The sequence below is a fragment of the Mesorhizobium wenxiniae genome, assembly GCF_002284535.1.
Classification (GTDB): domain Bacteria; phylum Pseudomonadota; class Alphaproteobacteria; order Rhizobiales; family Rhizobiaceae; genus Mesorhizobium; species Mesorhizobium wenxiniae.
Genome location: NZ_NPKH01000024.1, coordinates 15,568 through 36,740, shown reverse-complemented (window position 1 = coordinate 36,740; position 21,173 = coordinate 15,568). Strand labels below are relative to the sequence as shown.

Genomic DNA, 21,173 nt, shown 5'->3' with positions numbered 1-21,173 from the left:
GGCACTGCGATCTTGGCGGGCGGCGACCAGTCCATCGCAGAGTATCGCGAACCTTCGGAGATTTGCCAAGTGATCCCCCCTTCGTCATCCTAGGGCGGAGCAGGGGCGAAGCGACGTCGCGGAGACCCTGGGATCCATGCCCTTATGTGACGGCCATGCACCGGGACCCGAACAGACTGCCCGGCAGCGGCGTTGCGAATGCAACCGACATTTCCAAGCCGCCGCATTGTTCGGCTGGCGTTACGGCCATGGATCCTAGGGCCTATGCTCCCGCCTCGCGTTCGCTCCGCCCAAGCCATGGAGGGCCTACGCCGATCACAGAAGTGAGGGGCCGAGACCGGTCTCCTCCTGCCGCAACGCTCAGCGTTTCACGTGAATCACCCGAAGCCGGCCGGTCTGCAATGTTTCACGTGAGTCATTTGCCGATACAGAACTGCGCGAAAATGACGTCGAACATGTCCTCGACGTCGACGGCGCCGACAATCCGGCCGAGCCTATCCGCCGCAAGCCGCAGTTCCTCGGCCCGCAGCTCCTGCCCGCGCTCATTGCCTGTCACTGCCGCAAGCAGGAAGCGTTTCGTCTCGTTGAGAAGCTCGACGTGCCGCAGCCGCGACGGCAGGATATCGCCTACCTTGCCAATTTGCGCCGCGGCGCGATGGCCGATCTCCGCCAGCAACTCCGCCAGCCCCGTACCGTCCCTGGTCGAGATAACCGCATCATAAGGTGTCCCAAGCAAGGACGCCCGCGGCTTGCCTTGCAACAGATCGACTTTCGTCCCGACCCTCAATGATGGAACACCGGCCGGCAGTGCGCCCGCTGCAATCGGCTCCGCCATATCCTCCAACACGAGCAGCAGATCGGCGGTTCCGGCCTTGCTCCTTGCCCTTTCGATGCCAATCGCCTCGATCCTGCCAGGCTTCTCCCGCAGACCGGCAGTATCCGTCACTCTTATGCGCATCCCCTCCAGGTCCAGCACCACTTCGAGCAGATCGCGGGTCGTACCGGGCTCTTCCGTGACGATCGCCGCCTCGCGCCGGGCCAGTGCGTTGAACAGGCTCGATTTGCCGGCATTCGGCGCGCCGAGGATGACGACCTCGAACCCATCGCGGATGATTTCGGCGGCCCGGAACCCCCGGACATGCCGTTCGATCTCGTCGATCATCGCCCACACGTCCGACCAGACCGTCTCTGCAACGGAACCCGGCACATCGTCTTCATCGGCAAAATCGATCTCGGCTTCGATCATCGCCCGCGCATGGATGAGCCGACGGCGCCAGCCCAAATAGAGCTCGCTCTGCACACCCTCGGCATTCTGAACGGCAAAGCGCCGCTGTGCCTCCGTCTCGGCGTTGACGAGATCGGCCAGCGCCTCGGTCTCGACCAGATCGACCTTGCCGTTGAGAAAGGCGCGGCGAGTGAATTCACCCGGCTCGGCATGCCTGATGCCGTCAAAGCCGGCGATCGTCTCCAGCATCTTTGCCACAACGGCGCGCCCGCCATGGACATGGAATTCGGCGATATCTTCGCCAGTGAAGCTGTTGGGGCCGGCAAAGAGAACGACCAGGCCGTTGTCCAGCACCGATCCGTCGGGCGTCCTGAACTTCCGATAGGTCGCAACACGGTTCCCAACCATGGAACCGGCAATTGTTTCGATAACGAATCGAGTTTGTGGGCCGGAAATCCGGATCACGGCAACGCCGGCGGGCAGGCGACCGCTCGACAGGGCAACAATCGAATCACCTGAAATCATTTGCCGACCCAGCACCACCGCCCTAGCTTCGCTTATTCATTGACAATTGCCGAGTTATCGAGCGTGACATTGCCGGCGCAAAATCTGCTTGCCGAAGAGGCCAGCCCCTACCTGCAGCAGCATAGCGGCAACCCTGTGCATTGGCGGGCATGGTCGCCGGCGTCGCTCGCCGAAGCAAGGGCGCTGGAGCGGCCGATCCTGCTCTCGGTCGGTTACGCCGCCTGCCACTGGTGCCATGTCATGGCGCACGAAAGCTTCGAGAATGACGACGTTGCCGCAGTCATGAACCGTCTCTTCGTCAATATCAAGGTGGATCGCGAGGAGCGGCCGGACATCGACCAGATCTATATGGCGGCGCTGTCCTCGATGGGCGAACAGGGTGGATGGCCGCTGACCATGTTTCTGACGCCGGACGGAAAGCCTTTCTGGGGCGGCACCTATTTTCCGCGCGAGGCACGCTACGGCCGTGCGGGCTTCGTCCAGGTACTCGAGGCGGTCGACAAGGCGTGGCGGGAGAAGAAAGAAAGCGTTAACCAAAGCGCTGACGGGCTGACCACGCACGTCGAGGCGCGGCTGGCGGGCTCGCATGCCAAGGCCGTGCTCGACCGCGACACGCTGGCGACACTCGCCAACGGCATAGAAGGCATGATCGACAGGGATTTGGGCGGCCTGCGCGGCGCGCCCAAATTCCCCAATGCGCCGTTCATGCAAACGCTCTGGCTGTCCTGGCTGCGCGATCGCCACACAGCCCATCGCGACGCCGTCCTACTCAGCCTCGAGCAGATGCTGCGCGGCGGCATCTATGACCATATCGGCGGTGGGTTGAGCCGCTACTCGACCGATGCCGAGTGGCTGGTGCCGCATTTCGAAAAAATGCTTTACGACAACGCGCAGCTCATTCGGCTGTGCAATTGGGCCTATGCCGCCACCGGCAACGAATTGTTCCGGATACGACTCGAAGAGACGATCGACTGGCTCTTGCGCGAGATGCGCGTCGACGGCAGTGCATTCGCTGCCAGCCTCGACGCCGACAGCGAGGGCGAGGAGGGACTGTTCTACACCTGGAGCAAGGATGAGATAGAAACCGCTCTTGGCGACGACTCGGCTTTATTTTTCAAACACTTTACGATTGTCGCCCCGCATGGCTGGGAGGGCAAGCCGATCATCCACCAGACCGAAGCCCAGCAAACGCAAAGCGTGGCCGATCGCGACCGGCTCATTCCCATAAAAGAAAAAATGCTAGCAGCCCGGGAGCAGCGCGTCAGACCCGGGCGTGACGGAAAAATCCTGACCGATTGGAACGGCCTGGTCATCGCGGCTCTCGCCGAAGCCGGTCGTTCCCTGAAACGGACCGACTGGATCGAGGCGGCGGAGCAGGCCTTCGCTGCCATTGCCAGCGCGGGTCGAGACAGTCGCTTGCCGCATTCGATGCTTGGCGCAAAGAGGCTTTTCCCGGCGCTGTCGAGCGACTACGCCGCCATGGTCAACGCCGCGATCTCCTTGTTTGAAGCTACCGGCACATCGCGTTACACCGAGCTGGCTGGCCAATTCATCGCGCAGCTCGATCAATGGCATAGCGATGAGAACAACACCGGCTACTACCTCACCGCGTCGGACAGTGCCGACGTGCCGATCCGTATCAGGGGCGATGTCGACGAGGCCATCCCGTCAGCCACCGGCCAGATCATCGAGGCCATGGTCCGATTGTCCTCGCTTTCGGGCGATCTTGAATTACAGGAAAAGACCTGGAAGGTCGCCGAACACGCGGCCGGCCGTGCAGCGCATCAGGCCTATGGCCAGGCAGGTATCGTCAACGCCTGTGCCTTGGCGATCGAGCCGTTGAAACTGGTGCTGGTGGACGACCAAGAGAACCCCGGGCTTGTTCCGGTTGCGAATCGAAATCCGGACCCCCGCCGGGTCGACACTATCGTGTCGGTCGGCTCGGCGACAAACCTGGCGACGCTGCCAGGCGGCGTTTTGCCGCCAACGATCGAGCCCGGCGCCTGGCTGTGCACCGGGCAGGTCTGCCTACCGGTGATAACGGACGCTGAGGAGCTCGAGCGGCAGTTGCGGCGCGGATAGGTGAGGGGCTGCCTCGCCTGACCCCTTACGTGTTCATCGAGTCGAAGAAATCCGCATTCGTCTTGGTCTGCTTGAGCTTGTCGATCAGGAACTCGATGGCGTCGGTTGTGCCCATCGGCGCCAGGATGCGGCGCAGCACGAAGATCTTCTGCAAGTCCTGGCGCGCGACCAGAAGGTCTTCCTTGCGGGTGCCGGACTTGAGGATGTCCATGGCCGGGTAGATGCGCTTGTCGGCCACCTTGCGGTCGAGCACGATTTCCGAATTGCCGGTGCCCTTGAACTCTTCGAAGATGACCTCGTCCATGCGGCTGCCGGTGTCGATCAGCGCGGTGGCGATGATGGTCAGCGAGCCGCCTTCCTCGATGTTGCGGGCTGCGCCGAAGAAGCGCTTCGGCCGCTGCAAGGCATTGGCGTCGACGCCGCCGGTCAGCACCTTGCCGGATGACGGCACGACGGTGTTGTAGGCACGGCCGAGGCGGGTGATCGAATCCAGCAGGATGACGACGTCGCGCCCGTGCTCGACCAGGCGCTTCGCCTTCTCGATCACCATTTCGGCGACCTGGACGTGGCGCACCGCCGGCTCGTCGAAGGTCGAGGAGACGACCTCGCCCTTCACCGAGCGCTGCATATCGGTGACTTCCTCCGGCCGCTCGTCGATCAGCAGCACGATCAAATAGCATTCCGGATGATTGGTGGTGATCGAATGGGCGATGTTCTGCAACAGCACCGTCTTGCCGGTTCGCGGCTGCGCCACGATCAGGGCGCGCTGGCCTTTGCCGAGCGGCGCCACCAGGTCGATGACGCGCGCCGAGATGTCCTTCGAGGTCGGAACGTCCATTTCCATCTTCAGCCGCGAGGTCGGATAAAGCGGCGTCAGATTGTCGAAATGGATCTTGTGGCGGATCTTTTCGGGGTCGTCGAAATTGATCGTGTTGACCTTGAGCAGCGCGAAATAGCGCTCGCCTTCCTTCGGGCTGCGGATCGGGCCTTCGACGGTATCGCCGGTCTTTAGCGAGAACCGGCGGATCTGCGACGGCGAAATATAAATATCGTCGGGGCCCGGCAGGTAATTGGCATTGGCCGAGCGCAGGAAGCCAAAACCGTCCTGAAGCACTTCGACCACACCGTCGCCGATGATCTCGATATCCTGGGTCGCCAGCCGCTTCAGGATTGCGAACATCAGCTCCTGCTTGCGCATCACACTGGCGTTCTCGACCTCGAGCGATTCGGCATAAGCGATCAGCTCTGGCGGTTTCTTGTTCTTGAACTCGGTGAGTTTCATTTCTTGCATCATTAGACGGACTCTGAGTGACTAAGCATGGGGAAAATATCGGCGGGATGCGACAAATGCCGGGCGCGGCCGAAGCGATGAATGGGGCGGCGCATGACGGGAAGGAAGACCCGTCTTTTATCGTCGGTCGACTAAAAGAGCAAGCCGCCTTTTGGGAGCGCCGCGCGTCTCTCTCGACGCGCAAAGGACGCTGTAAGACTTTTTGAGTTCCGCATCGTCCTTTCCGAAAATCGATCCCGATTTTCGGGTCGATGCGGTGGCGTCAAAACGGCTTCACGATGACCAGCACGACGATGACGATCATCAGTAATGTGGGGAACTCGTTGACGATCCGCCAGTGCCTCGCCGGTTTTTCATTGCGGTCCTCGGCGAATTTGCGCACCGCGCCGGCCAGATAGCCATGAACGGCCGAGAGCCCGAGCACCGCGGCGATCTTGGCATGCAGCCATCCGCCCTGAAAACCAAAGCCTTTCCAGGCCAGCCAGAGCCCGAATACCCAGGTGATGATCATGGCCGGATTGATGATGCCGCGCAGCAGCCGGCGCTCCATCACCTTGAAGGTTTCCGACTGGACGGAGCCTTTCTCCGCATCGGCATGATAAACCAGCAGCCGCGGCAGATAGAGCATGCCCGCCACCCAGGAGATGACGGCAATGACATGGATCGCCTTTGCCCAGGGATAGAAATCATCTGGCCCAAACAGGAACAGAAGCCCAGCTAACAAGAGGAAAACCGCAATCGCTATCGCCGCGCGGCGCATTGCGCCAGCACCACCTTCCGCGGTGCTATTCCCCATCATCGTCATGATGCGCTCCGCACCAGTTTCACCATCGCCTCGACATGCGCGATCGGCGTTTCCGGCGTGATGCCGTGCCCGAGATTGAAGATCAGCGGTCCATCGCCCAGTGCTTTCAAGATAGCGTCGACGCCGTCGGCTAGAGCCTTGCCGCCGGCCACCAGCCGTAACGGATCGAGATTGCCCTGTACGGCGCCGTCGCGCTGCAGTTCCTTTGCCGTCGTCAACGGCACGGTCCAGTCGAGCCCCAGCCCCGTCACGCCGGTCTTCTGGCGATAGCTCCGGTAGTGGGCGCCGGCGCCCTTGGGAAACCCGATGATCGGAACGTTGGGATGCACGGCCCGTACCTGCCTGACGATCTCCGCCATCGGCCCGACACAAAAGGCCTCGAAAGACACTTCGTCGAGCACGCCGGACCACGAGTCAAAAACCTGCACCACATCGGCGCCTGCTTCGATCTGGCGGATGAGATAGGCGGCCGAGTAATCGACAAGTACGTTCAGCAGATGCAGGAAAGCCGCCGGCTCGCGATAGGCGAACAGCCGCGCCGGCGCCTGGTCTGAGGTGCCGTGGCCGGCGATCATATAGGTCGCCACCGTCCACGGCGCGCCGCAGAAGCCGATCAGCGTCGTTTCATCAGGCAGTTTTGTCCGCAGCCGTCTGACCGTCTCGTAGACCGGTTCGAGATTCACGTGAAACGTTTCGCCGTCGAGAGCCGCAATCTCCGCCGCCGAGATCGGCGCCAACAGCGGCCCGCGTCCCTCCTCGAAACGCACGTCGCGGCCCAGCGCATGCGGCACGACCAGAATGTCGGAAAACAGGATCGATGCATCGAAGCCAAAGCGTTCTATCGGCTGCAGCGTTACCTCCACAGCAAGATCGGGATCGTAGCAAAGATCGAGGAACGATCCGGCCCGCCTGCGTGTCTCCCGATATTCCGGCAAATAGCGGCCGGCCTGGCGCATCATCCAGAGCGGCGGCGGAAACGCAGCCTTGCCCTTCAACACGTCCAGCATGATCCGGTTTTCGGGCATTCAGCGCTCGCCTCTCCAAGCTTCTCTATAATTAAATCTTCTATTTCTAGGAATCTTATGATTCTAAGAGTCTGTTGGTATCGGTGGTTGTCTCCTGTCCCGCTTTGCCCCGGAAAACGCCAGCCAGCATATTGTCGCGTGCTTCTTCTGCCGGGTAGGAGGGGATTGGGGACAGTTGGAAATTTCGGATTTAGGTCAATGCGTTATGGGCGCGCAAAGAAAACCGGCCTGTGGATGAGGCAGAGTCAAAAAAGCCCGTCCCCGAACTTGTCCCAGCCGCCCGACGAAGCCGACAGCGCATCGAATTGTGGACAAACTGGCATCTGATACAGTCGCCTCCGACCGGCCGATCTTTCCGACCGACCTTATCCACATCGGCCCACAGCTTGGAACGAACCCCTGTGAACAAACCCCAGAGCTTCTTTCACCTTCACCTGATTTCCGATGCCACCGGTGAAACGCTGCTGGCGGCCGGCCGCGCGGCCTCCGCGCAATATAAGGATGCGCGCGCCATCGAGCATATCTACCCGCTCATCCGCACCGAAAAGCAGGTGACGAAAGTGTTCGAGGACATCGAGGAGGAGCCGGGCATCATCCTCTATACGGTCGTCGACCAAAAGCTCGCCCGCGGTATCGACGAACGCTGCGCCGCCATGGGCCTGCCTTGCGTCTCCGTGCTGGAACCGGTGCTGACTGTGTTCCAATCCTATCTCGGCACGCCGGCCGGCCGCCGCGTCGGCGCCCAGCATGTTCTCGACGCCGAATATTTTCGCCGCATCGACGCGCTCAATTTCACCATGGAGCATGACGACGGCCAGCTGCCCGCCAATATGGACGACGCCGACATCGTGCTCGTTGGCATTTCGCGCACCTCGAAGACGCCGACCAGCATCTATCTCGCCAATCGGGGCATCAAGACCGCCAACATCCCGATCGTGCTGGGCGTGCCGGTACCGGAAAGCCTGGTCAACGCCACGAAACCGCTGATCGTCGGGCTGATCGCCACCGCCGAGCGCATCTCTCAGGTCCGCCAGAACCGCATCCTCGGCAACACCAGCGCCTACGAGCCGACCGACTATGTCGACCGCGCCGCGATCGCCGAAGAGCTCGCCTATGCCCGCCAGATCTGCACCCGGCATGGCTGGCCGATGATCGACGTCAGCCGCCGCTCGATTGAAGAGACGGCGGCGGCTATCGTTGCCCTGCGCGGCAAGACGCGCTAGGGCGTGTGATATTCAGGTGATGCCGGCCTGCAAACGGCGGCTTCCTGCGCTTCCGGTGCTCACGTACGAAAAGTACGCTCCGCTCCGGTTCTCGGAAGCCACCATTTTCGACTCGGCCTGACCTGAATCTCGACACACTCTAGTGAGCGTCAGGAATCGGGCGATAAAAAATGGCCGAAAAAATCATCCTTGCCTCGGGCAGCCCGTTCCGCAAGGCGCTGCTTGTCAATGCCGGCGTGGCGGTCGAGGCGGTTCCGGCGGAAGTCGACGAGCGCGCGCTTGAGGCGCCACTGAAAGACAGCGGTATCTCGCCTGAAGACGTCGCCTTGGTGCTTGCCGAGGCCAAGGCCACCGAGGTCAGCGAGCGAAAGCCCGGCGCCCTGGTGCTTGGCTGCGACCAGACGCTGTCGCTCGGCGACGAACTGTTCCACAAGCCGGTCGACATGGAAGGCGCGCGCCGCCATCTCTTGGCGCTGTCGGGAAAGACCCACCAGCTCAACAGCGCCGTGGTGCTGGCCCGCAACAGTGCGGTTCTGTGGCGGCATGTCGGCATTGCCAGCCTGACCATGCGAAAGCTCGATGCGGCCTTCATCGGCCGCCATCTGGCGCGGGTCGGCGCCAAGGCGCTGTCCAGCGTCGGCGCCTACCAGATCGAAGGCGAAGGCATCCAGCTGTTCGAAAGAATAGAAGGCGACTACTTCACCATCGTCGGCCTGCCGCTTCTGCCCGCTCTGGCCAAGCTGCGTGACCTCGGCGCCATCGATGGCTGAGGCTGCGAAAAAGGCATTCGTCATCGGCCACCCGGTCGCGCATTCCCGGTCGCCGAAGATCCACTCCTATTGGCTGGCGAAATACGGTATCGACGGCAGCTACCGGGCCATCGACGTCGCGCCGGAGGCTTTTGCCGAATTCGTGAGAACGCTCGAGGCGACTGGCTACCGTGGCGGCAACGTCACCATCCCGCACAAGGAGGCCGCCTTCGCGCTGGCGACGCGCCGCGACGATGCGGCCGAACAGATCGGTGCCGTCAACACGCTGTGGTCCGAGGGCGGAAGTCTGTGCGGCAGCAACACCGACGCCCATGGCTTTGCCGCCAATCTCGACGGGCATGCGCCGGGCTGGGCCGCAAATAGCCCGGCCGTGGTGCTCGGTGCCGGCGGCGCCGCCCGCGCGGTCATCCATGCGTTGATGGAACGCGGCATCAGTGACATCCGCATCGTCAACCGAACGCTCGCCCGAGCCGAGGAATTGCGCCACCGCTTCGGCGCCGGCGTCTCGGCCCATGGCACGCACGCGACCGGCGAGTTGCTTGCCGATGCCGGCCTGCTGGTCAACACGTCAGCGCTCGGCATGCATGGCCATGGAGGCCTGTCCGCCGATCCCCGCAGGCTGCCGGACCATGCCATCGTCACCGACATTGTCTATGTGCCGCTGGAAACGCCGTTGCTGGCCGCAGCCAAAGCGCGGGGCCTGAAGACCGTAGACGGCCTCGGCATGCTGCTGCACCAGGCGGTGCCCGGCTTCGAGCGCTGGTTCGGCATCAGGCCGGAGGTCACTGCCGAATTGCGGCAGATGATCGTCGCCGATCTCGGTGCCCAAGGAATGACTTAGGAGTGAAAGGCATGATCGTGCTCGGCCTCACCGGATCGATCGGCATGGGCAAGTCGACTACGGCCAGGATGTTTGCCGAAGCCGGGGTGCCCGTCCACGATTCGGACGAGGCTGTGCATCGCCTCTACGCCGGCAAGGCGGCTCCGCTGGTGGAGGCGGCTTTTCCCGGAACCACAAAATCCGGGTCGGTCGATCGCACGAAGCTGGCCGAGCGGGTGCTCGGCGATGCCGCAGCCTTGAAACGGCTGGAAGCGATCATCCACCCGCTGGTCCGCGCCGACGCCGCCGCCTTCCTGGCCCGGAACCGTGCCGCCAGCGCGCCGCTTGTCGTTCTCGACGTCCCGCTGCTGTTCGAAACCGGTGGCCGCGACCGCGTCGACAAGGTAGTGGTCGTCACCGCCTCGGCCGAAATCCAGCGCGCCCGCGTGCTGGCGCGGCCGGGCATGAGCCAAAAGATGCTGGCGTCGATCCTGGCCAGGCAGGTTCCCGACGCCGAAAAGCGCAAGCGCGCCGATTTCATCATCGACACTGGACAGGGCTTCGATGCGGCGCGCGCGGCGGTCAATGCGATCGTTGCCGAACTGGTGGGGGATAAGGCCGGCAAGCCTGCTTAACGCGCTTGCATCGGGCGGAATATGTTGCCAATTTGTTCCCATAACGATTCGGCTGGAATAACGCCGGACCCAACGGAATGATTCGATGCGCGAGATCATCTTCGACACGGAAACCACCGGTCTCGATTTCCGCGATGACCGCGTCATCGAGCTTGGCTGCATCGAGCTGGTCAATCGGTTCCCGACCGGCCGCACCTTCCACCATTACATCAATCCGCAAGGACGACCGATTCATGCGGAGGCGCAGGCCGTTCATGGCATCAGCGCCGCCGATCTCATGGGAAAGCCGACCTTCAGCGACATCGCCGAGGAGTTTCTTGCCTTCATCGACGGCGCCAAACTGGTCGCCCACAATGCGACTTTCGATATCGCTTTTCTCAATGTCGAATTCGGCCGGCTTGGCCATCCGCTCGTTGACCCCGGACTTGTCGTCGACACCCTGGCGCTGGCGCGCCGCAAGCATCCGATGGGACCCAATTCGCTTGACGCGCTGTGCCGGCGCTACGGCATCGACAATGCCCGTCGCACCAAGCACGGCGCGCTGCTCGATTCCGAATTGCTGGCCGAAGTCTATATCGAGCTCATCGGCGGCAAGCAGGCGGCGCTCATCCTCGACAGCGCCACGGCGCCGGCCGCCGGCAGGAGAAACGTCGACGATATCGATATCAGCATCGGCGCGCGCCCGATTGCACTGCCTTCTCGCCTGACCGCCGCAGAGCGCACCGCGCACGCGAGCATGGTCGGCACATTAGGCGAAAACGCGCTCTGGCTGCGCGTCGCCGCGGAAGCAAATTCCGCGGCATAGCGATTTTGACGGGTAGGAAGGCGATCGGCAGCGAACGTCGATTGTTTCGTTTCCGCGGTAATCTCCAAGGTCTGCGACCCGCCACTGAAATTGGCCGCTGGAACGATCGGCTTCCGACCTGTCAGGATCGAGGAGCTCGTCTCAAAGCAAAAAACCCGGCGCGAGGCCGGGTTCTTCAAAGGCTGCGCAACATCAGCCTCAGCTCACCTTGACCTTGCCGGCGGCCTGGTCCTCAGCCAGCTTCTGCTGGAACATCTGCGCGAAATCGATCGGATCGAGCATCAAGGGCGGGAAGCCGCCATTGCGCGTCGCCTCGGCGATGATCTGCCTGGCGAACGGAAACAGCAGCCGCGGGCATTCGATGAACAGCAGCGGCAGCATGTGCTCCTGCGGGAAGCCGCTGATGGCGAAAACGCCGCCATAGACCAGCTCGACGTTGAACAGCACTTCCTTGTCGAAGGACGCCTTGGCGTTCAGCGTCAGATTGACGTCGAACTGCTTGTCCGAAAGCGGGTTGGCGTTGACATTGACGTTGATGGCGATGCCAGGGGCCTTGTCGCGGCCGCGCAGCGTGTTCGGCGCGCCGGGGCTTTCGAAGGAAAGGTCCTTCACATATTGGGCAAGCACATTGAGCGAGGGCTGCGTCGCGTCGCCGTTGCCACTGGCCGCGCCGGTCGGCGCGTCGTCTTTGCTGGCCATAAGCCTTTGTCCTTTTGCCTGGGCAGCGTTGCTGACCGGATTGAAATCGGGCGTTCGCTACCATGGCCGGCATGACAAGACAAGGTTTGCCGACCTACTCGTCCCGGAGGCGTTTGCCGACCTACTCGTCCCAGAGGCGTTTGCCGACCTACTCGTCCCAGAGGCGTTTGCCGACCCTACTCGTCCTCAACGCGAGCTACTCGTCCTTTAGGCGGCGCCAGGGAGAATTGTGATCCGGGCCGCGCTTGTAGTCGTCGCCGCGCGAATAGTCGCTGTCGTCAAGGTCGATGGTCTTGTCGCGTTGCCGGGCCCTGAACCCGCCGGTGCTGAAATTGGTCGCCAGCACGATGCGGCCTTTCAACAGGCGCCAGGCAAGGTCGCGAACCGGCGGCAGGAACAGCAGAATGCCGAAAATGTCAGTAATGAAGCCGGGAATGATGAGCAGGATCGCGGCCAGCACGATCATGGCGCCATGCGCGAGCTGGCGGCTTGGATCACGGCCGGCGGCCATCTCGGCCCGGACCCGGGTCATGACGCCGAAACCCTGGTATCGCAACAACAGCGCGCCGGCGATGCTCGAAGCCAGCACCAGGCCGACCGTCGCCAGCGCGCCGACCTGGCGGCCGACAACGACGAAACCAGCGATCTCCAGCAGCGGAAGCGCGAGGATGAACAGGGGAAGCAGCGAAATGCGCAAATCTTGACCGATCGTTTCCATGTTTTGCCGGCCTGCGGGCAATCGCCGCTGGCACCGGCTCTTTTAGATAGGTATGCCTGCCTTTAATTTGAATGATTGCACCTTGCGTTCTATATGCTTTGGATGTTGAACGCTATGCGACCGCAGCCATTGCCTGGCCGGGCGGTCCGGCCGGAGTAGGGATTGATTGGCGGAAGATATGGGATTCTTCGACTTCGGCACGATTTTCTTTCTGGTTGCGGCGGTTGTGATCTTTTTCCAGCTGCGCAATGTGCTCGGCCGCCGCACCGGCAGTGAGCGCCCGCCCTTCGATCCCTATACGGCGGGCCGGACGCGCGACGACACCCAGAAGCCGGAGAATGTGGTCTCGCTGCCGCGCAAGCGAGCGCCGGGAGAGCCGGCAATCGACGCCTATGCGGCGATCGACGCCTTCGCCAAGCCTGACACCGATCTCAACAAGGGCCTGCGCGCGATCAAGGACAATGATCCGGCATTCGACCCGAAGACCTTCGTCGATGGCGCCAAGATGGCCTATGAAATGATCGTGATGGCCTATGCCGATGGCGACCGCAAGACGCTGAAGAACCTGTTGTCGCGCGAGGTCTATGACGGCTTTGTCGCGGCCATCGGCGACCGCGAGGCGAAATCGGAAAAGATCCAGTCCTCCTTCGTCGGCATCGACAAGGCCGACATCGTTTCCGCCGAGATGAAGGGCAGCGAGGCGCATATCACGCTGCGCATCGTCAGCGAGCTAATTTCGGCGACGCGCGACAAGGCCGGCGCCGTCATCGACGGCGATCCCGAAACCGTCGCCGAGGTCAAGGATGTCTGGACCTTCGCCCGCGATACGCGCTCGCGCGACCCGAACTGGAAGCTCGTCGCCACCGAAGAAGAAGACTGAGTCCGGACCACGGCGAGGCTCCGGTGTCGCTATCTCAGGCGTTCCGCGAAAAATCCTTTGACGATCTGCCCGGTTGGGACGAGGACGACCATCTGGCCGCGTTCGCGGCTTTCCGGCGCTCGGCTTTTCATGTCCTGACAAAACCCTATCGCTCCGGCGGGCTCGGCGTCGATTTCAATGCCTTCACCGAGGCCTACGCTGCAGCCCGCACCGTTTCGCCGACCGACCGGGCGCAAGCCCGCGCCTTCTTCGAGCATCATTTCATCCCGGCGCACATAGGGGGCGAAAGCGGCGGCACCGGCCTCGTCACCGGCTTCTATGAACCGGTGGTCGACGCTTCATCGGTGCGAACCGAACGATTTGCGGTGCCGCTGCTGTCGCGCCCGGCCGATCTCGTCGACATCGACGACGTCAACCGGCCGCCCGGCATGGATCCCTATCTCGCCTTCGGCCGCGCCACGCCGAACGGGCCGGTCGAGTATTTCGACCGCGGCGAGATCGAGCGCGGCGCGCTCGTCGGCAAGGGTTTGGCTGGCAAGGGCCTGGAAATCGCCTGGCTAGCCGACAAGATCGACGCCTTCTTCATTCACGTGCAAGGTGCAGCCAGGCTCACCATGACCGACGGCCGGTTTTCCCGCGTCACCTATGCCGCCAAATCCGGCCAGCGCTTTACCGGACCCGGCAAGATCCTGAGTGAATTAGGCGAAATCCCGCTCGAAGCGGTGACCATGCAGTCGGTCCGCGCCTGGTTCAAGGCGCATCCGGATCGCATCGACGAGATCCTGTGGCGCAACCGCTCCTATATTTTCTTCCGCGAGGCGGCTGTCGACGACCCGGAACTCGGGCCGATCGCTGGCGCAAAAGTGCCGCTGACGCCGGGCCGCTCCGTCGCTGTCGACCGTCTGCTGCATACATTCGGCACGCCGTTCTACATCGATGGGCCGTCGCTGACCGCTTTCGACGACAAGCCGTTCCGGCGACTGATGATCGCGCAGGATACCGGCTCGGCTATTACCGGGCCGGCCCGCGGTGACCTGTTCGCCGGAACGGGACATGCGGCCGGCGAGATCGCCGGCGTTGTCCGCAACCCTGCCGATTTCTACGCGCTGATACCGCGCCCGCTTGTACCGGGAGCGGGGCGATGACCCGGCGCATCGACAGGCTGAGCGAGGACGATCGGGTCCTGTGGAACCTGGTGGCGCGCACGGCCAAGCCGCTGAAGGGCAAGTCCGCCAGCGACATCCCGGCTATCGGCCCGGACGTCGGTGATGACACGAAGCCACCGCCGCGTGTCCAGGCGATGGCTCCTGCTGCGGCCACGAAAGCAAAGGCGCAGCATGTCTCGCATGTGATCGACGAACCGACGCTGGAAAAACTGTCGAAGGGCCGATTGCCGATCGAAGGCCGCGTCGACCTCCATGGCCTGAGCCAGGACGAAGCCTATTCGCTGCTGTTTTCCTTCCTGCACCGGGCGCATGCCGGGGGCATCCGTTATGTGCTGGTCATCACCGGCAAGGGTTCGTCGTCGGGCGGCGACGGCATCTTGCGGCGCGCCGTGCCCGCCTGGCTGTCGACACCCGCTTTCAGGCCGCTTGTCTCCAGTCACGACCATGCTGCCCGCAACCATGGCGGCTCGGGCGCGCTCTATGTCCGCCTGCGGCGTGGGCGCTAATGAGGATGCACCCCATGAGGATGCACTTGTGACCCCGTTCGGCGAAAAGCTTCGCGCCCTGCGAAGCCAACGTGGTGTCAGTCAGAAGGCCATGGCCGAGGCGATCGGCGTCAGCGCAGCCTATTTGTCGGCGCTGGAGCATGGCCGCCGTGGCGCGCCGACCTGGACGCTGATCCAGAAGATCATCGGCTATTTCAATGTCATATGGGACGATGCCGAAGAACTCGAGCGGCTGGCGGACACCTCGCACCCACGGGTGAAGCTCGACACGTCGGGCCTCAGCCCCGCCGCCACCGAGCTTGCCAATGTTCTGGCCGAAAACATCGAAAAACTCGACGAAGCGGAGCTTCGCCGCATCACCGCATCGATCCGCGCCGCGCTGAAGCAGCCAAAGTGACGGCCTGCTACTGAACCGCGCCAACCAGAACCGGCTGGCCATCACGGATCGAGACCCAGCGGCCGGTATTGTCGATCGCCTGCCGCTTGAGGAAGCGATAGCCGGTCCGGTCCCACGAGCGGACCTTTCCGTCCAGATTGTCGAGGACGTAGTCGCCCTTGCTTGTGCGCACGGTCAGCACGGCGTGGCCCTCACCGTCCGGCTTGCGCACGACGGTCATCAGAAGATTGGCGTAGGAAACGCCCAAGCGGTTCAATTCGCGGCGCTTTTCCAGGACATAGTCCTCACAGTCGCCAACGCCCCTAGCGGGATAGGCCCAGACCTCGTCCTTGCCATAAATGTCGATGTCGCTTATCGGCTTGACGGCGGCGTTGACCCTGGCGTTGACGCTGAGCATCTTGCGCCAGAGCGCACCGCTCATGGTGGCCGGGGCGAGATTGCCCGGATGGATCGAGCATTCGGCCGGACTGGTCTTGCAGAAATCGTAATGGCCGATCGGCTGCGATGTCGGCCCGCCGGTTGCCATTGGTCCCGCCGAAGCCGCCGTAGACCAGCCTGCCGCAAATGCCAGCCCGAACAGGGCGCACGCGCGCAGCCTTCTCGCCATTGGTGAGGAAATCATTGTCCCCCTCGTCCCTTGTTGTTAATGAAAGGTTAAGGGCGATCTACAGTCCCTGTCAATTATACCAACGGCCAGATTTGCGACATGGTTACCCGCGCGGCCGAAACAGCGGCTATTGTGCAACAGGTCGACTTGAACTGGGCTGCCATCCGGGACTCACAAGGCTACATCTTTACTTTTTGGCGGTGCGAACCAGCTTCGGCCTCACGGCGACGCGGGTCTGGCGGCCATAGCTGGTGATGAAGTCGACGATGCGCGGCACGATTTCGGAGCGGAAGCGCGAGCCGTTGAAGACGCCGTAATGGCCAACCGCCGGCTGCATGTAGTGAGCGTGCCTGTCCGCGGGGATGTTGATGCAGAGGTCGTGCGCGGCCTGGGTCTGGCCGAGACCGGAAATGTCGTCGTTCTCGCCCTCGACCGTGAACAGGGCGACATTGCGGATATCGGAGGGGTCGATGGCGACGCCGCGATGCATCATTTCGCCCTTGGGCAAAGCATGGCGGACAAACACGGTGTCGACCGTCTGCAGGTAGAACTCCGCCGTCAGATCCATTACCGCCATATATTCGTCATAGAAGTCGCGGTGCTTTTCAGCATTGTCGCCATCATGCTTCACCAGATGCATGAAGAAGTCCTTGTGGGCGATGATGTGGCGGTCGAGATTCATGCTCATGAATCCCGAAAGCTGCAGGAAGCCGGGATAGACCTCACGGCCGAAGCCGGGCACCGGCCACGGCGCCTGCATAATGACGTTGTCGCGGAACCAGTCGATGCCCTTTTCCTCGGCCAGAAGGTTGACCGCGGTCGGATTGCGGCGGGTATCGATCGGCCCGCCCATCAGCGTCATTGTCGAGGGAACGAACGGGTCGCCGCGCGTTTCCATCAGCGCCACCGCCGCCAGCACCGGCACCGAAGGCTGGCATACAGCCATGACATGGGTATCGGGTCCCAACGCATGCAGCATGTCGACGATGTAGTCGATGTAGTCGTCGAGGTCGAAACTGCCATCCGCCAGCGGCACCATGCGGGCGTCGACCCAGTCGGTGATGTGCACGTCGGCATGGGGCAGCATCGCCTCGACCGTGCCGCGCAGCAGCGTCGCATAGTGGCCCGACATCGGCGCCACGATCAGCAGCTTCGGATCGGGCCGGCGGCCGGCGGGAACCGCCCGCTCGAAACGGAGGAGATTGCAGAACGGCCGCGACCACACCGTCTTTTCGGTGACATCGACGCTTTTCCAGTCGACCACCGTCTTGGTCAGGCCGAATTGCGGCTTGCTGTAGCGGCGCGTCGTGCGCTCGAACAATTCGGCCGTTGCCGCGATCGAGCGGCCCCAGGACGTGTGCGTGAATGGATTGAGCGGATTGGTGTAGAACATACGCACCGCATCGGCATAGAAGCGGGCCGGTTGCACGGCGGCGTGGTTCAATTCGTAGAACTGGTAGAACATCGAGAACCCCGCTGCTGCGACCGAAGGGACGACAGCAGTGCCGAGCCTTGAATCTCGCGGGGAGGTTAACAACAAACTGCTGCGACGCAATACGTCAAGTGCCGTGATTTATGCTGATACTTTCGTCTAAGGTGTTGAAAACCGGCTTGAACGGCGGCAGCCGGCTTATTGTGCGGTTGCGAAGGAGTAACGAGGCAAGGCGTGTCCGGCTCAGGCCGGACACTACAAGCATTACACGCGGTCGGTGCACACGGAAGTATGGCCCGAACTTATGAAGCCGAGCCGCCTGGCGGCGCCCTTCGACAGATCGATCACGCGCCCCTTGATGAACGGGCCGCGGTCGTTAATGCGCACGACGACGCTGCGGCCGTTCTTGCGGTTGGTCACCTTCAGCTTTGTGCCAAAAGGCAAGGTACGGTGCGCGGCGGTCAGCGCCGACGGATTCATCCGCTCGCCGGAAGCGGTCTTCGAGTACAGCGCGTACCAGGAGGCGCGGCCGCATTGCGCGGCGGCAGAGGAGGTGGATGCGCCGACCATCAGGCCAGCCGCGATCGTCGCCGCGACAAGCGCGGTGCGGTTTGGTTTCGTCATCTGTGGCAAGTGGCTCCGTTTGACAGACCCGGCCGTTAAGGATCGAATGTGGCACGAAATGCGGCAGTCATCTGGCGGTTCCATGACTACAGTACACGTTTGGAGACGGTGGGAAACACTTTGTCAGAGGTTATTCGGCGTCGCCGCGTATCCCCGATGGTCTTCGTCTCGATATCCGACGTCGATATACAAGCAGAAGCGAATACGATCGGGTCGCCTCCTTTCGCTTTGCCATCGCGGTCATGGCTGAATTGACGATCGACTTGGAAAGGAAATTCCGGCGATGAGATTGATCAAGAATCTGCTGGCGTTGGTCGTGCTCGCCCTCGGCGCGCTGTGGTCGCTGCAGGGCAGCGGCCTCGTCGGCGGCAGCTTCATGACCGGCCAATCGCAATGGCTCTATATCGGTATCATCACTGCGCTGGTCGGCCTGGGCGGCCTGGTGTGGGCGAACCGTTCGCGCCCCTGACACTCGAACCACCTCAGGGTTTGGCGGCGTTTCGGTCGACCGGCGAATGTGCGCCCGCCACAAACAAGCATTTCCTGTTTTGCGCCCACCTTAGGCAAATCGATGCTGCGAATAGCCGAGGATTTGAAAACCGGTCCCTGTATTCGGGGTTAGTATAGTAGTCTTATCGACATTGCAGGAATTGAGAGAACGATTAGCGATGTCCATATCGCGGCGATCGCCTGAGCATGATGTCGAGCGCTGGCTGTCCAATTGGCGTTCTCGCGAGAGGAAGAACGTCCGGCAAATAGCCTCAACGGCTGAAAACGAAGCAAAGTCAACGGTGCCCGGCTTGTATATCATGTTACTAGAATTTATGTGTCATCCAGGCTTGGACGCGGTGGGACGCACGCCAGGCGCTTCGCAACCGGTGCCCCTGCGCCATCGCACGACAGGAAAACGTTCGGTCTATGCTCACGAAAAAGGGCAAGTACGGCCTCAAGGCGCTCGTCCATCTTGCGCGGCTGCCGGTTGGACAGCTCGCCTTCGTTGCCGATATCGCCACCCGAAACAACATCCCGAAGAAATTTCTCGATGCCATCCTGGTTGAGCTGCGCAACGCCGGTTTCGTCCAGAGCCGCAAGGGCAAGGAGGGCGGCTATCGCCTGGCGCGGCCGGCGGATGAAATCAAGATCGGCCACGTCGTGCGCGTGCTCGACGGGCCGCTTGCCCCCATTCCCTGCGCCAGCCGCACCCGGTATCAGCGCTGTGAAGACTGCAACGAGGCGACATGCCAAGTCCGACATCTGATGCTCGAGGTCCGGCAAGCGATCGCCGAGGTGCTGGATCAGCGCAGCCTCGCCGAGATGCGCGATATCGCCGGCGACGAAGACCTTTCGGCTGCGTTGAAAATCCAGGCATGAGCCGGAACCGACGGCTCCCGAGACGATTGGTGCGCTCATGACCGGGCGCGCAAATTCGACCTTCCCGAATTCTATCGTTATCGTTGGCGGCGGCGCCAGCGGCGTCGTCCTTGCCGCGCATCTGTTGAAATCGCCCAATCCGGATCTTCGTGTCACCCTGGTCGAAAAGCGCCCGCATTTCGGCCAGGGCATCGCCTATTCCACGCTGCTGTCGGCGCATGTGCTGAATGTCAGCGCGGCCGGCATGAGCGCCTATGCCGACGATCCCGGCAATTTCTGGCGCTGGCTGCTTGAATGCGGCCTGGCAACCCCAGAGCAGGCGCCGGTCTACGCGCCGCGCAGCGTCTATGCCCGCTACCTGAAGGAGCTGCTGGACGAGCTCGAGGCTCGCGAGACGGGGCGTCTTCGCCTGATCCGCGAAGAAAGCCTGACGATCTCGCCGACCGGGTCCGGGGCCGAGGTGACGCTGGCCAACGGCACCAGCGTCGTCGCCCACCTTGCCGTGCTGGCGACCGGGCACGACGAGGAGCCGGGCGCCGGCCAGGGCCATGCGATCAGGATGGGATCGGAAGCCGACACCACGCTCGACCCGGAAGCCCGAGTCCTGGTGCTGGGCACCGGCTTGAGCATGGTCGATGCGTTCCTGTCGCTCGAACAGCGCGGCCATCGCGGTGAGATTATTGCGGTGTCACGGCGCGGCCTGCTGCCTTCGCCGCACCGCAAGGGCAATCCGATCAAGCTCGACGTCGCCGACATTCCGCTCGGCACCCAGCTTTCTTATTTTGTCGGCTGGTTTCGCGACCTGATCCGGGAAAACCAGAAGGCCGGCATCGACTGGCGCGAGGTCGTCGATGGGCTCAGGCCATTCAACCAGAAGATCTGGCAGAACTGGCCGTCTTCGGCCAAGCGCCGCTTTGTCGAGCACACCAAGGCATGGTGGGACATTCACCGCCATCGCATGGCGCCACAGGTCTACGCCCGCGTCAGCGAGGCGGTTCAATCGGGCCGCATCCGGCTTGTCGCCGGGCGTGTCGTCGGCATCGCGGCGGGCGACGAATTCACCGTGCAAATCCAGTCGCGCCACACGCAGCGTCTCGAAACATGCGACGTCGCCCGCATCTACGATTGCACCGGCATCGCCAGGGACATCTCGACCACCTCGAACAGCGTGGTGCGGTCGCTGGTAGACCGCGGGCTGGCCCGGCCGGATCCGCTGCGCCTTGGCCTCGACGTATCAGACAATTGCGAGGTCATCGCCAGCGACGGCACCGTATCGGCCAAGATCCTCGCGGTCGGGCCGCTGACGCGCGGCACCTTCTTCGAGATCGACGCCATTCCCGATATCCGCGTCCAGTGCGCGCGTCTGAGCAAGCTGTTGCTGGGGTGAGGCAGAATCTGTTGATGGCAGAGGGGATGGGAAGGATTGCTGCAGAAGGTGTTTGGGTTGAGACCACCAGCAGCTGAAGACTGGAATCCCATTCCCCGTCTGGCCAACGGATTGGCACGATCTATCTTCTTTCAGACTGCAAACGGCTGGAAAAGACGATAGGCTGACAGCCTGCCCAAG

The 21,173-nt window shown here is 62.5% G+C and carries 22 protein-coding genes; 13 read left to right on the top strand and 9 right to left on the bottom strand.

Annotation, left to right across the window (positions count from 1 at the left end; genetic code table 11):
* Positions 1–415: 415 nt before the first annotated feature.
* Positions 416–1,750, bottom strand: a complete 1,335-nt coding sequence (mnmE, locus tag CIT31_RS19545) for a tRNA uridine-5-carboxymethylaminomethyl(34) synthesis GTPase MnmE (protein WP_095520162.1) — start codon at positions 1,748–1,750, stop codon at positions 416–418.
* Positions 1,751–1,813: 63 nt separating this feature from the next.
* On the opposite strand from mnmE, the gene CIT31_RS19540 reads away from it, so the two are divergent.
* A complete protein-coding gene (locus CIT31_RS19540; RefSeq protein ID WP_095519981.1) occupies positions 1,814–3,832 on the top strand; it encodes a thioredoxin domain-containing protein in 2,019 nt (672 codons plus the stop codon).
* Between the two features lie 25 nt (positions 3,833–3,857).
* Here the strand turns inward: CIT31_RS19540 and rho are convergent, their stop codons facing one another.
* The 3 genes from rho to hemE form a co-directional block, all read right to left on the bottom strand.
* Positions 3,858–5,123: a transcription termination factor Rho gene (gene rho / locus CIT31_RS19535; protein WP_027153631.1), complete on the bottom strand. Its 1,266-nt coding sequence runs from the start codon at positions 5,121–5,123 to the stop codon at positions 3,858–3,860.
* A gap of 262 nt (positions 5,124–5,385) precedes the next feature.
* Positions 5,386–5,928: a protoporphyrinogen oxidase HemJ gene (gene hemJ / locus CIT31_RS19530; RefSeq protein WP_095519980.1), complete on the bottom strand. Its 543-nt coding sequence runs from the start codon at positions 5,926–5,928 to the stop codon at positions 5,386–5,388.
* Positions 5,925–6,953, bottom strand: coding sequence for a uroporphyrinogen decarboxylase (gene hemE / locus CIT31_RS19525; RefSeq protein WP_095519979.1), 1,029 nt, complete (start codon positions 6,951–6,953; stop codon positions 5,925–5,927). Before hemE ends, hemJ begins: the two co-directional genes overlap by 4 nt.
* Positions 6,954–7,354: 401 nt before the next feature.
* Here hemE and CIT31_RS19520 point away from each other — a divergent pair, with 401 nt between their 5' ends.
* From CIT31_RS19520 to dnaQ, 5 genes are all read left to right on the top strand, one after another.
* Positions 7,355–8,176 carry a pyruvate, water dikinase regulatory protein gene (locus tag CIT31_RS19520; protein ID WP_029348035.1) on the top strand — a complete coding sequence of 274 codons (822 nt, stop codon included), beginning with the start codon at positions 7,355–7,357 and terminating at the stop codon, positions 8,174–8,176.
* A 170-nt stretch (positions 8,177–8,346) separates the two neighbouring features.
* Positions 8,347–8,946: a Maf-like protein gene (locus CIT31_RS19515; protein ID WP_095519978.1), complete on the top strand. Its 600-nt coding sequence runs from the start codon at positions 8,347–8,349 to the stop codon at positions 8,944–8,946.
* Complete coding sequence (locus CIT31_RS19510) at positions 8,939–9,787, top strand: shikimate dehydrogenase (RefSeq protein WP_095519977.1); 849 nt, start codon at positions 8,939–8,941, stop codon at positions 9,785–9,787. The genes CIT31_RS19515 and CIT31_RS19510 overlap by 8 nt, the downstream gene beginning before the upstream one ends.
* An 11-nt stretch (positions 9,788–9,798) precedes the next feature.
* Positions 9,799–10,401, top strand: a complete 603-nt coding sequence (gene coaE, locus CIT31_RS19505; RefSeq protein ID WP_095520161.1) for a dephospho-CoA kinase — start codon at positions 9,799–9,801, stop codon at positions 10,399–10,401.
* Positions 10,402–10,486: 85 nt separating this feature from the next.
* On the top strand, positions 10,487–11,206 hold the full coding sequence (gene dnaQ, locus CIT31_RS19500; protein ID WP_095519976.1) for a DNA polymerase III subunit epsilon: 720 nt from the start codon (positions 10,487–10,489) through the stop codon (positions 11,204–11,206).
* Positions 11,207–11,404: 198 nt separating this feature from the next.
* Here dnaQ and secB read toward each other — a convergent pair whose 3' ends face one another.
* A complete protein-coding gene (gene secB, locus CIT31_RS19495) occupies positions 11,405–11,905 on the bottom strand; it encodes a protein-export chaperone SecB (protein WP_095519975.1) in 501 nt (166 codons plus the stop codon).
* 196 nt (positions 11,906–12,101) lie between these two features.
* A complete protein-coding gene (locus CIT31_RS19490; RefSeq protein WP_095520160.1) occupies positions 12,102–12,602 on the bottom strand; it encodes an FxsA family protein in 501 nt (166 codons plus the stop codon).
* A 199-nt stretch (positions 12,603–12,801) separates the two neighbouring features.
* Between CIT31_RS19490 and CIT31_RS19485 the strand changes: the two genes are divergently transcribed.
* From CIT31_RS19485 to CIT31_RS19470, 4 genes are read left to right on the top strand one after another with little or no spacing between them, the layout of a single operon-like run.
* On the top strand, positions 12,802–13,503 hold the full coding sequence (locus tag CIT31_RS19485; protein ID WP_065006492.1) for a Tim44/TimA family putative adaptor protein: 702 nt from the start codon (positions 12,802–12,804) through the stop codon (positions 13,501–13,503).
* Between the two features lie 23 nt (positions 13,504–13,526).
* Positions 13,527–14,648 carry a murein transglycosylase A gene (mltA, locus tag CIT31_RS19480; RefSeq protein ID WP_095519974.1) on the top strand — a complete coding sequence of 374 codons (1,122 nt, stop codon included), beginning with the start codon at positions 13,527–13,529 and terminating at the stop codon, positions 14,646–14,648.
* Positions 14,645–15,175 (top strand): Smr/MutS family protein, encoded by a 531-nt coding sequence (locus tag CIT31_RS19475; RefSeq protein WP_029348044.1) that lies wholly within the window; start codon positions 14,645–14,647, stop codon positions 15,173–15,175. The genes mltA and CIT31_RS19475 overlap by 4 nt, the downstream gene beginning before the upstream one ends.
* A 28-nt stretch (positions 15,176–15,203) precedes the next feature.
* Entirely contained in the window at positions 15,204–15,572 is a 369-nt protein-coding gene (locus CIT31_RS19470) for a helix-turn-helix domain-containing protein (protein WP_095520159.1), read from the top strand.
* Between the two features lie 7 nt (positions 15,573–15,579).
* On the opposite strand, the gene CIT31_RS19465 is transcribed toward CIT31_RS19470, so the two are convergent.
* The 3 genes from CIT31_RS19465 to CIT31_RS19455 form a co-directional block, all read right to left on the bottom strand.
* On the bottom strand, positions 15,580–16,194 hold the full coding sequence (locus tag CIT31_RS19465; RefSeq protein ID WP_095519973.1) for a transglutaminase-like cysteine peptidase: 615 nt from the start codon (positions 16,192–16,194) through the stop codon (positions 15,580–15,582).
* A 172-nt stretch (positions 16,195–16,366) separates the two neighbouring features.
* The gene (locus CIT31_RS19460; RefSeq protein ID WP_095519972.1) at positions 16,367–17,644 is read right to left on the bottom strand and encodes a polyhydroxyalkanoate depolymerase; all 1,278 of its coding nucleotides are present in this window, start codon (positions 17,642–17,644) and stop codon (positions 16,367–16,369) included.
* Positions 17,645–17,875: 231 nt separating this feature from the next.
* The gene (locus CIT31_RS19455; RefSeq protein WP_095519971.1) at positions 17,876–18,235 is read right to left on the bottom strand and encodes a septal ring lytic transglycosylase RlpA family protein; all 360 of its coding nucleotides are present in this window, start codon (positions 18,233–18,235) and stop codon (positions 17,876–17,878) included.
* A gap of 283 nt (positions 18,236–18,518) precedes the next feature.
* Here CIT31_RS19455 and CIT31_RS19450 point away from each other — a divergent pair, with 283 nt between their 5' ends.
* The 3 genes from CIT31_RS19450 (at position 18,519) to CIT31_RS19440 (ending at position 20,993) form a co-directional block, all read left to right on the top strand.
* A complete protein-coding gene (locus CIT31_RS19450; protein WP_029348051.1) occupies positions 18,519–18,704 on the top strand; it encodes a hypothetical protein in 186 nt (61 codons plus the stop codon).
* A 449-nt stretch (positions 18,705–19,153) separates the two neighbouring features.
* Positions 19,154–19,606, top strand: a complete 453-nt coding sequence (locus CIT31_RS19445; RefSeq protein ID WP_095519970.1) for an RrF2 family transcriptional regulator — start codon at positions 19,154–19,156, stop codon at positions 19,604–19,606.
* Between the two features lie 37 nt (positions 19,607–19,643).
* On the top strand, positions 19,644–20,993 hold the full coding sequence (locus CIT31_RS19440; protein ID WP_095519969.1) for an FAD/NAD(P)-binding protein: 1,350 nt from the start codon (positions 19,644–19,646) through the stop codon (positions 20,991–20,993).
* Positions 20,994–21,173: the final 180 nt, after the last annotated feature.

Bases quoted from the DNA above. Each gene is read 5' to 3' on its own strand.
- CIT31_RS19515 (WP_095519978.1), top strand. From the start codon at position 8,347: ATGGCCGAAAAAATCATCCTTGCCTCGGGCAGCCCGTTCCGCAAGGCG.
- CIT31_RS19465 (WP_095519973.1), bottom strand. From the start codon at position 16,194: ATGATTTCCTCACCAATGGCGAGAAGGCTGCGCGCGTGCGCCCTGTTC.
- CIT31_RS19475 (WP_029348044.1), top strand. From the start codon at position 14,645: ATGACCCGGCGCATCGACAGGCTGAGCGAGGACGATCGGGTCCTGTGG.
- rho (WP_027153631.1), bottom strand. From the start codon at position 5,123: ATGCAAGAAATGAAACTCACCGAGTTCAAGAACAAGAAACCGCCAGAG.
- CIT31_RS19455 (WP_095519971.1), bottom strand. From the start codon at position 18,235: ATGACGAAACCAAACCGCACCGCGCTTGTCGCGGCGACGATCGCGGCT.
- CIT31_RS19445 (WP_095519970.1), top strand. From the start codon at position 19,154: ATGCTCACGAAAAAGGGCAAGTACGGCCTCAAGGCGCTCGTCCATCTT.
- CIT31_RS19440 (WP_095519969.1), top strand. From the start codon at position 19,644: ATGACCGGGCGCGCAAATTCGACCTTCCCGAATTCTATCGTTATCGTT.
- hemJ (WP_095519980.1), bottom strand. From the start codon at position 5,928: ATGACGATGATGGGGAATAGCACCGCGGAAGGTGGTGCTGGCGCAATG.
- mnmE (WP_095520162.1), bottom strand. From the start codon at position 1,750: ATGATTTCAGGTGATTCGATTGTTGCCCTGTCGAGCGGTCGCCTGCCC.
- hemE (WP_095519979.1), bottom strand. From the start codon at position 6,953: ATGCCCGAAAACCGGATCATGCTGGACGTGTTGAAGGGCAAGGCTGCG.
- CIT31_RS19460 (WP_095519972.1), bottom strand. From the start codon at position 17,644: ATGTTCTACCAGTTCTACGAATTGAACCACGCCGCCGTGCAACCGGCC.
- CIT31_RS19450 (WP_029348051.1), top strand. From the start codon at position 18,519: ATGAGATTGATCAAGAATCTGCTGGCGTTGGTCGTGCTCGCCCTCGGC.
- CIT31_RS19510 (WP_095519977.1), top strand. From the start codon at position 8,939: ATGGCTGAGGCTGCGAAAAAGGCATTCGTCATCGGCCACCCGGTCGCG.
- dnaQ (WP_095519976.1), top strand. From the start codon at position 10,487: ATGCGCGAGATCATCTTCGACACGGAAACCACCGGTCTCGATTTCCGC.
- coaE (WP_095520161.1), top strand. From the start codon at position 9,799: ATGATCGTGCTCGGCCTCACCGGATCGATCGGCATGGGCAAGTCGACT.
- secB (WP_095519975.1), bottom strand. From the start codon at position 11,905: ATGGCCAGCAAAGACGACGCGCCGACCGGCGCGGCCAGTGGCAACGGC.
- CIT31_RS19485 (WP_065006492.1), top strand. From the start codon at position 12,802: ATGGGATTCTTCGACTTCGGCACGATTTTCTTTCTGGTTGCGGCGGTT.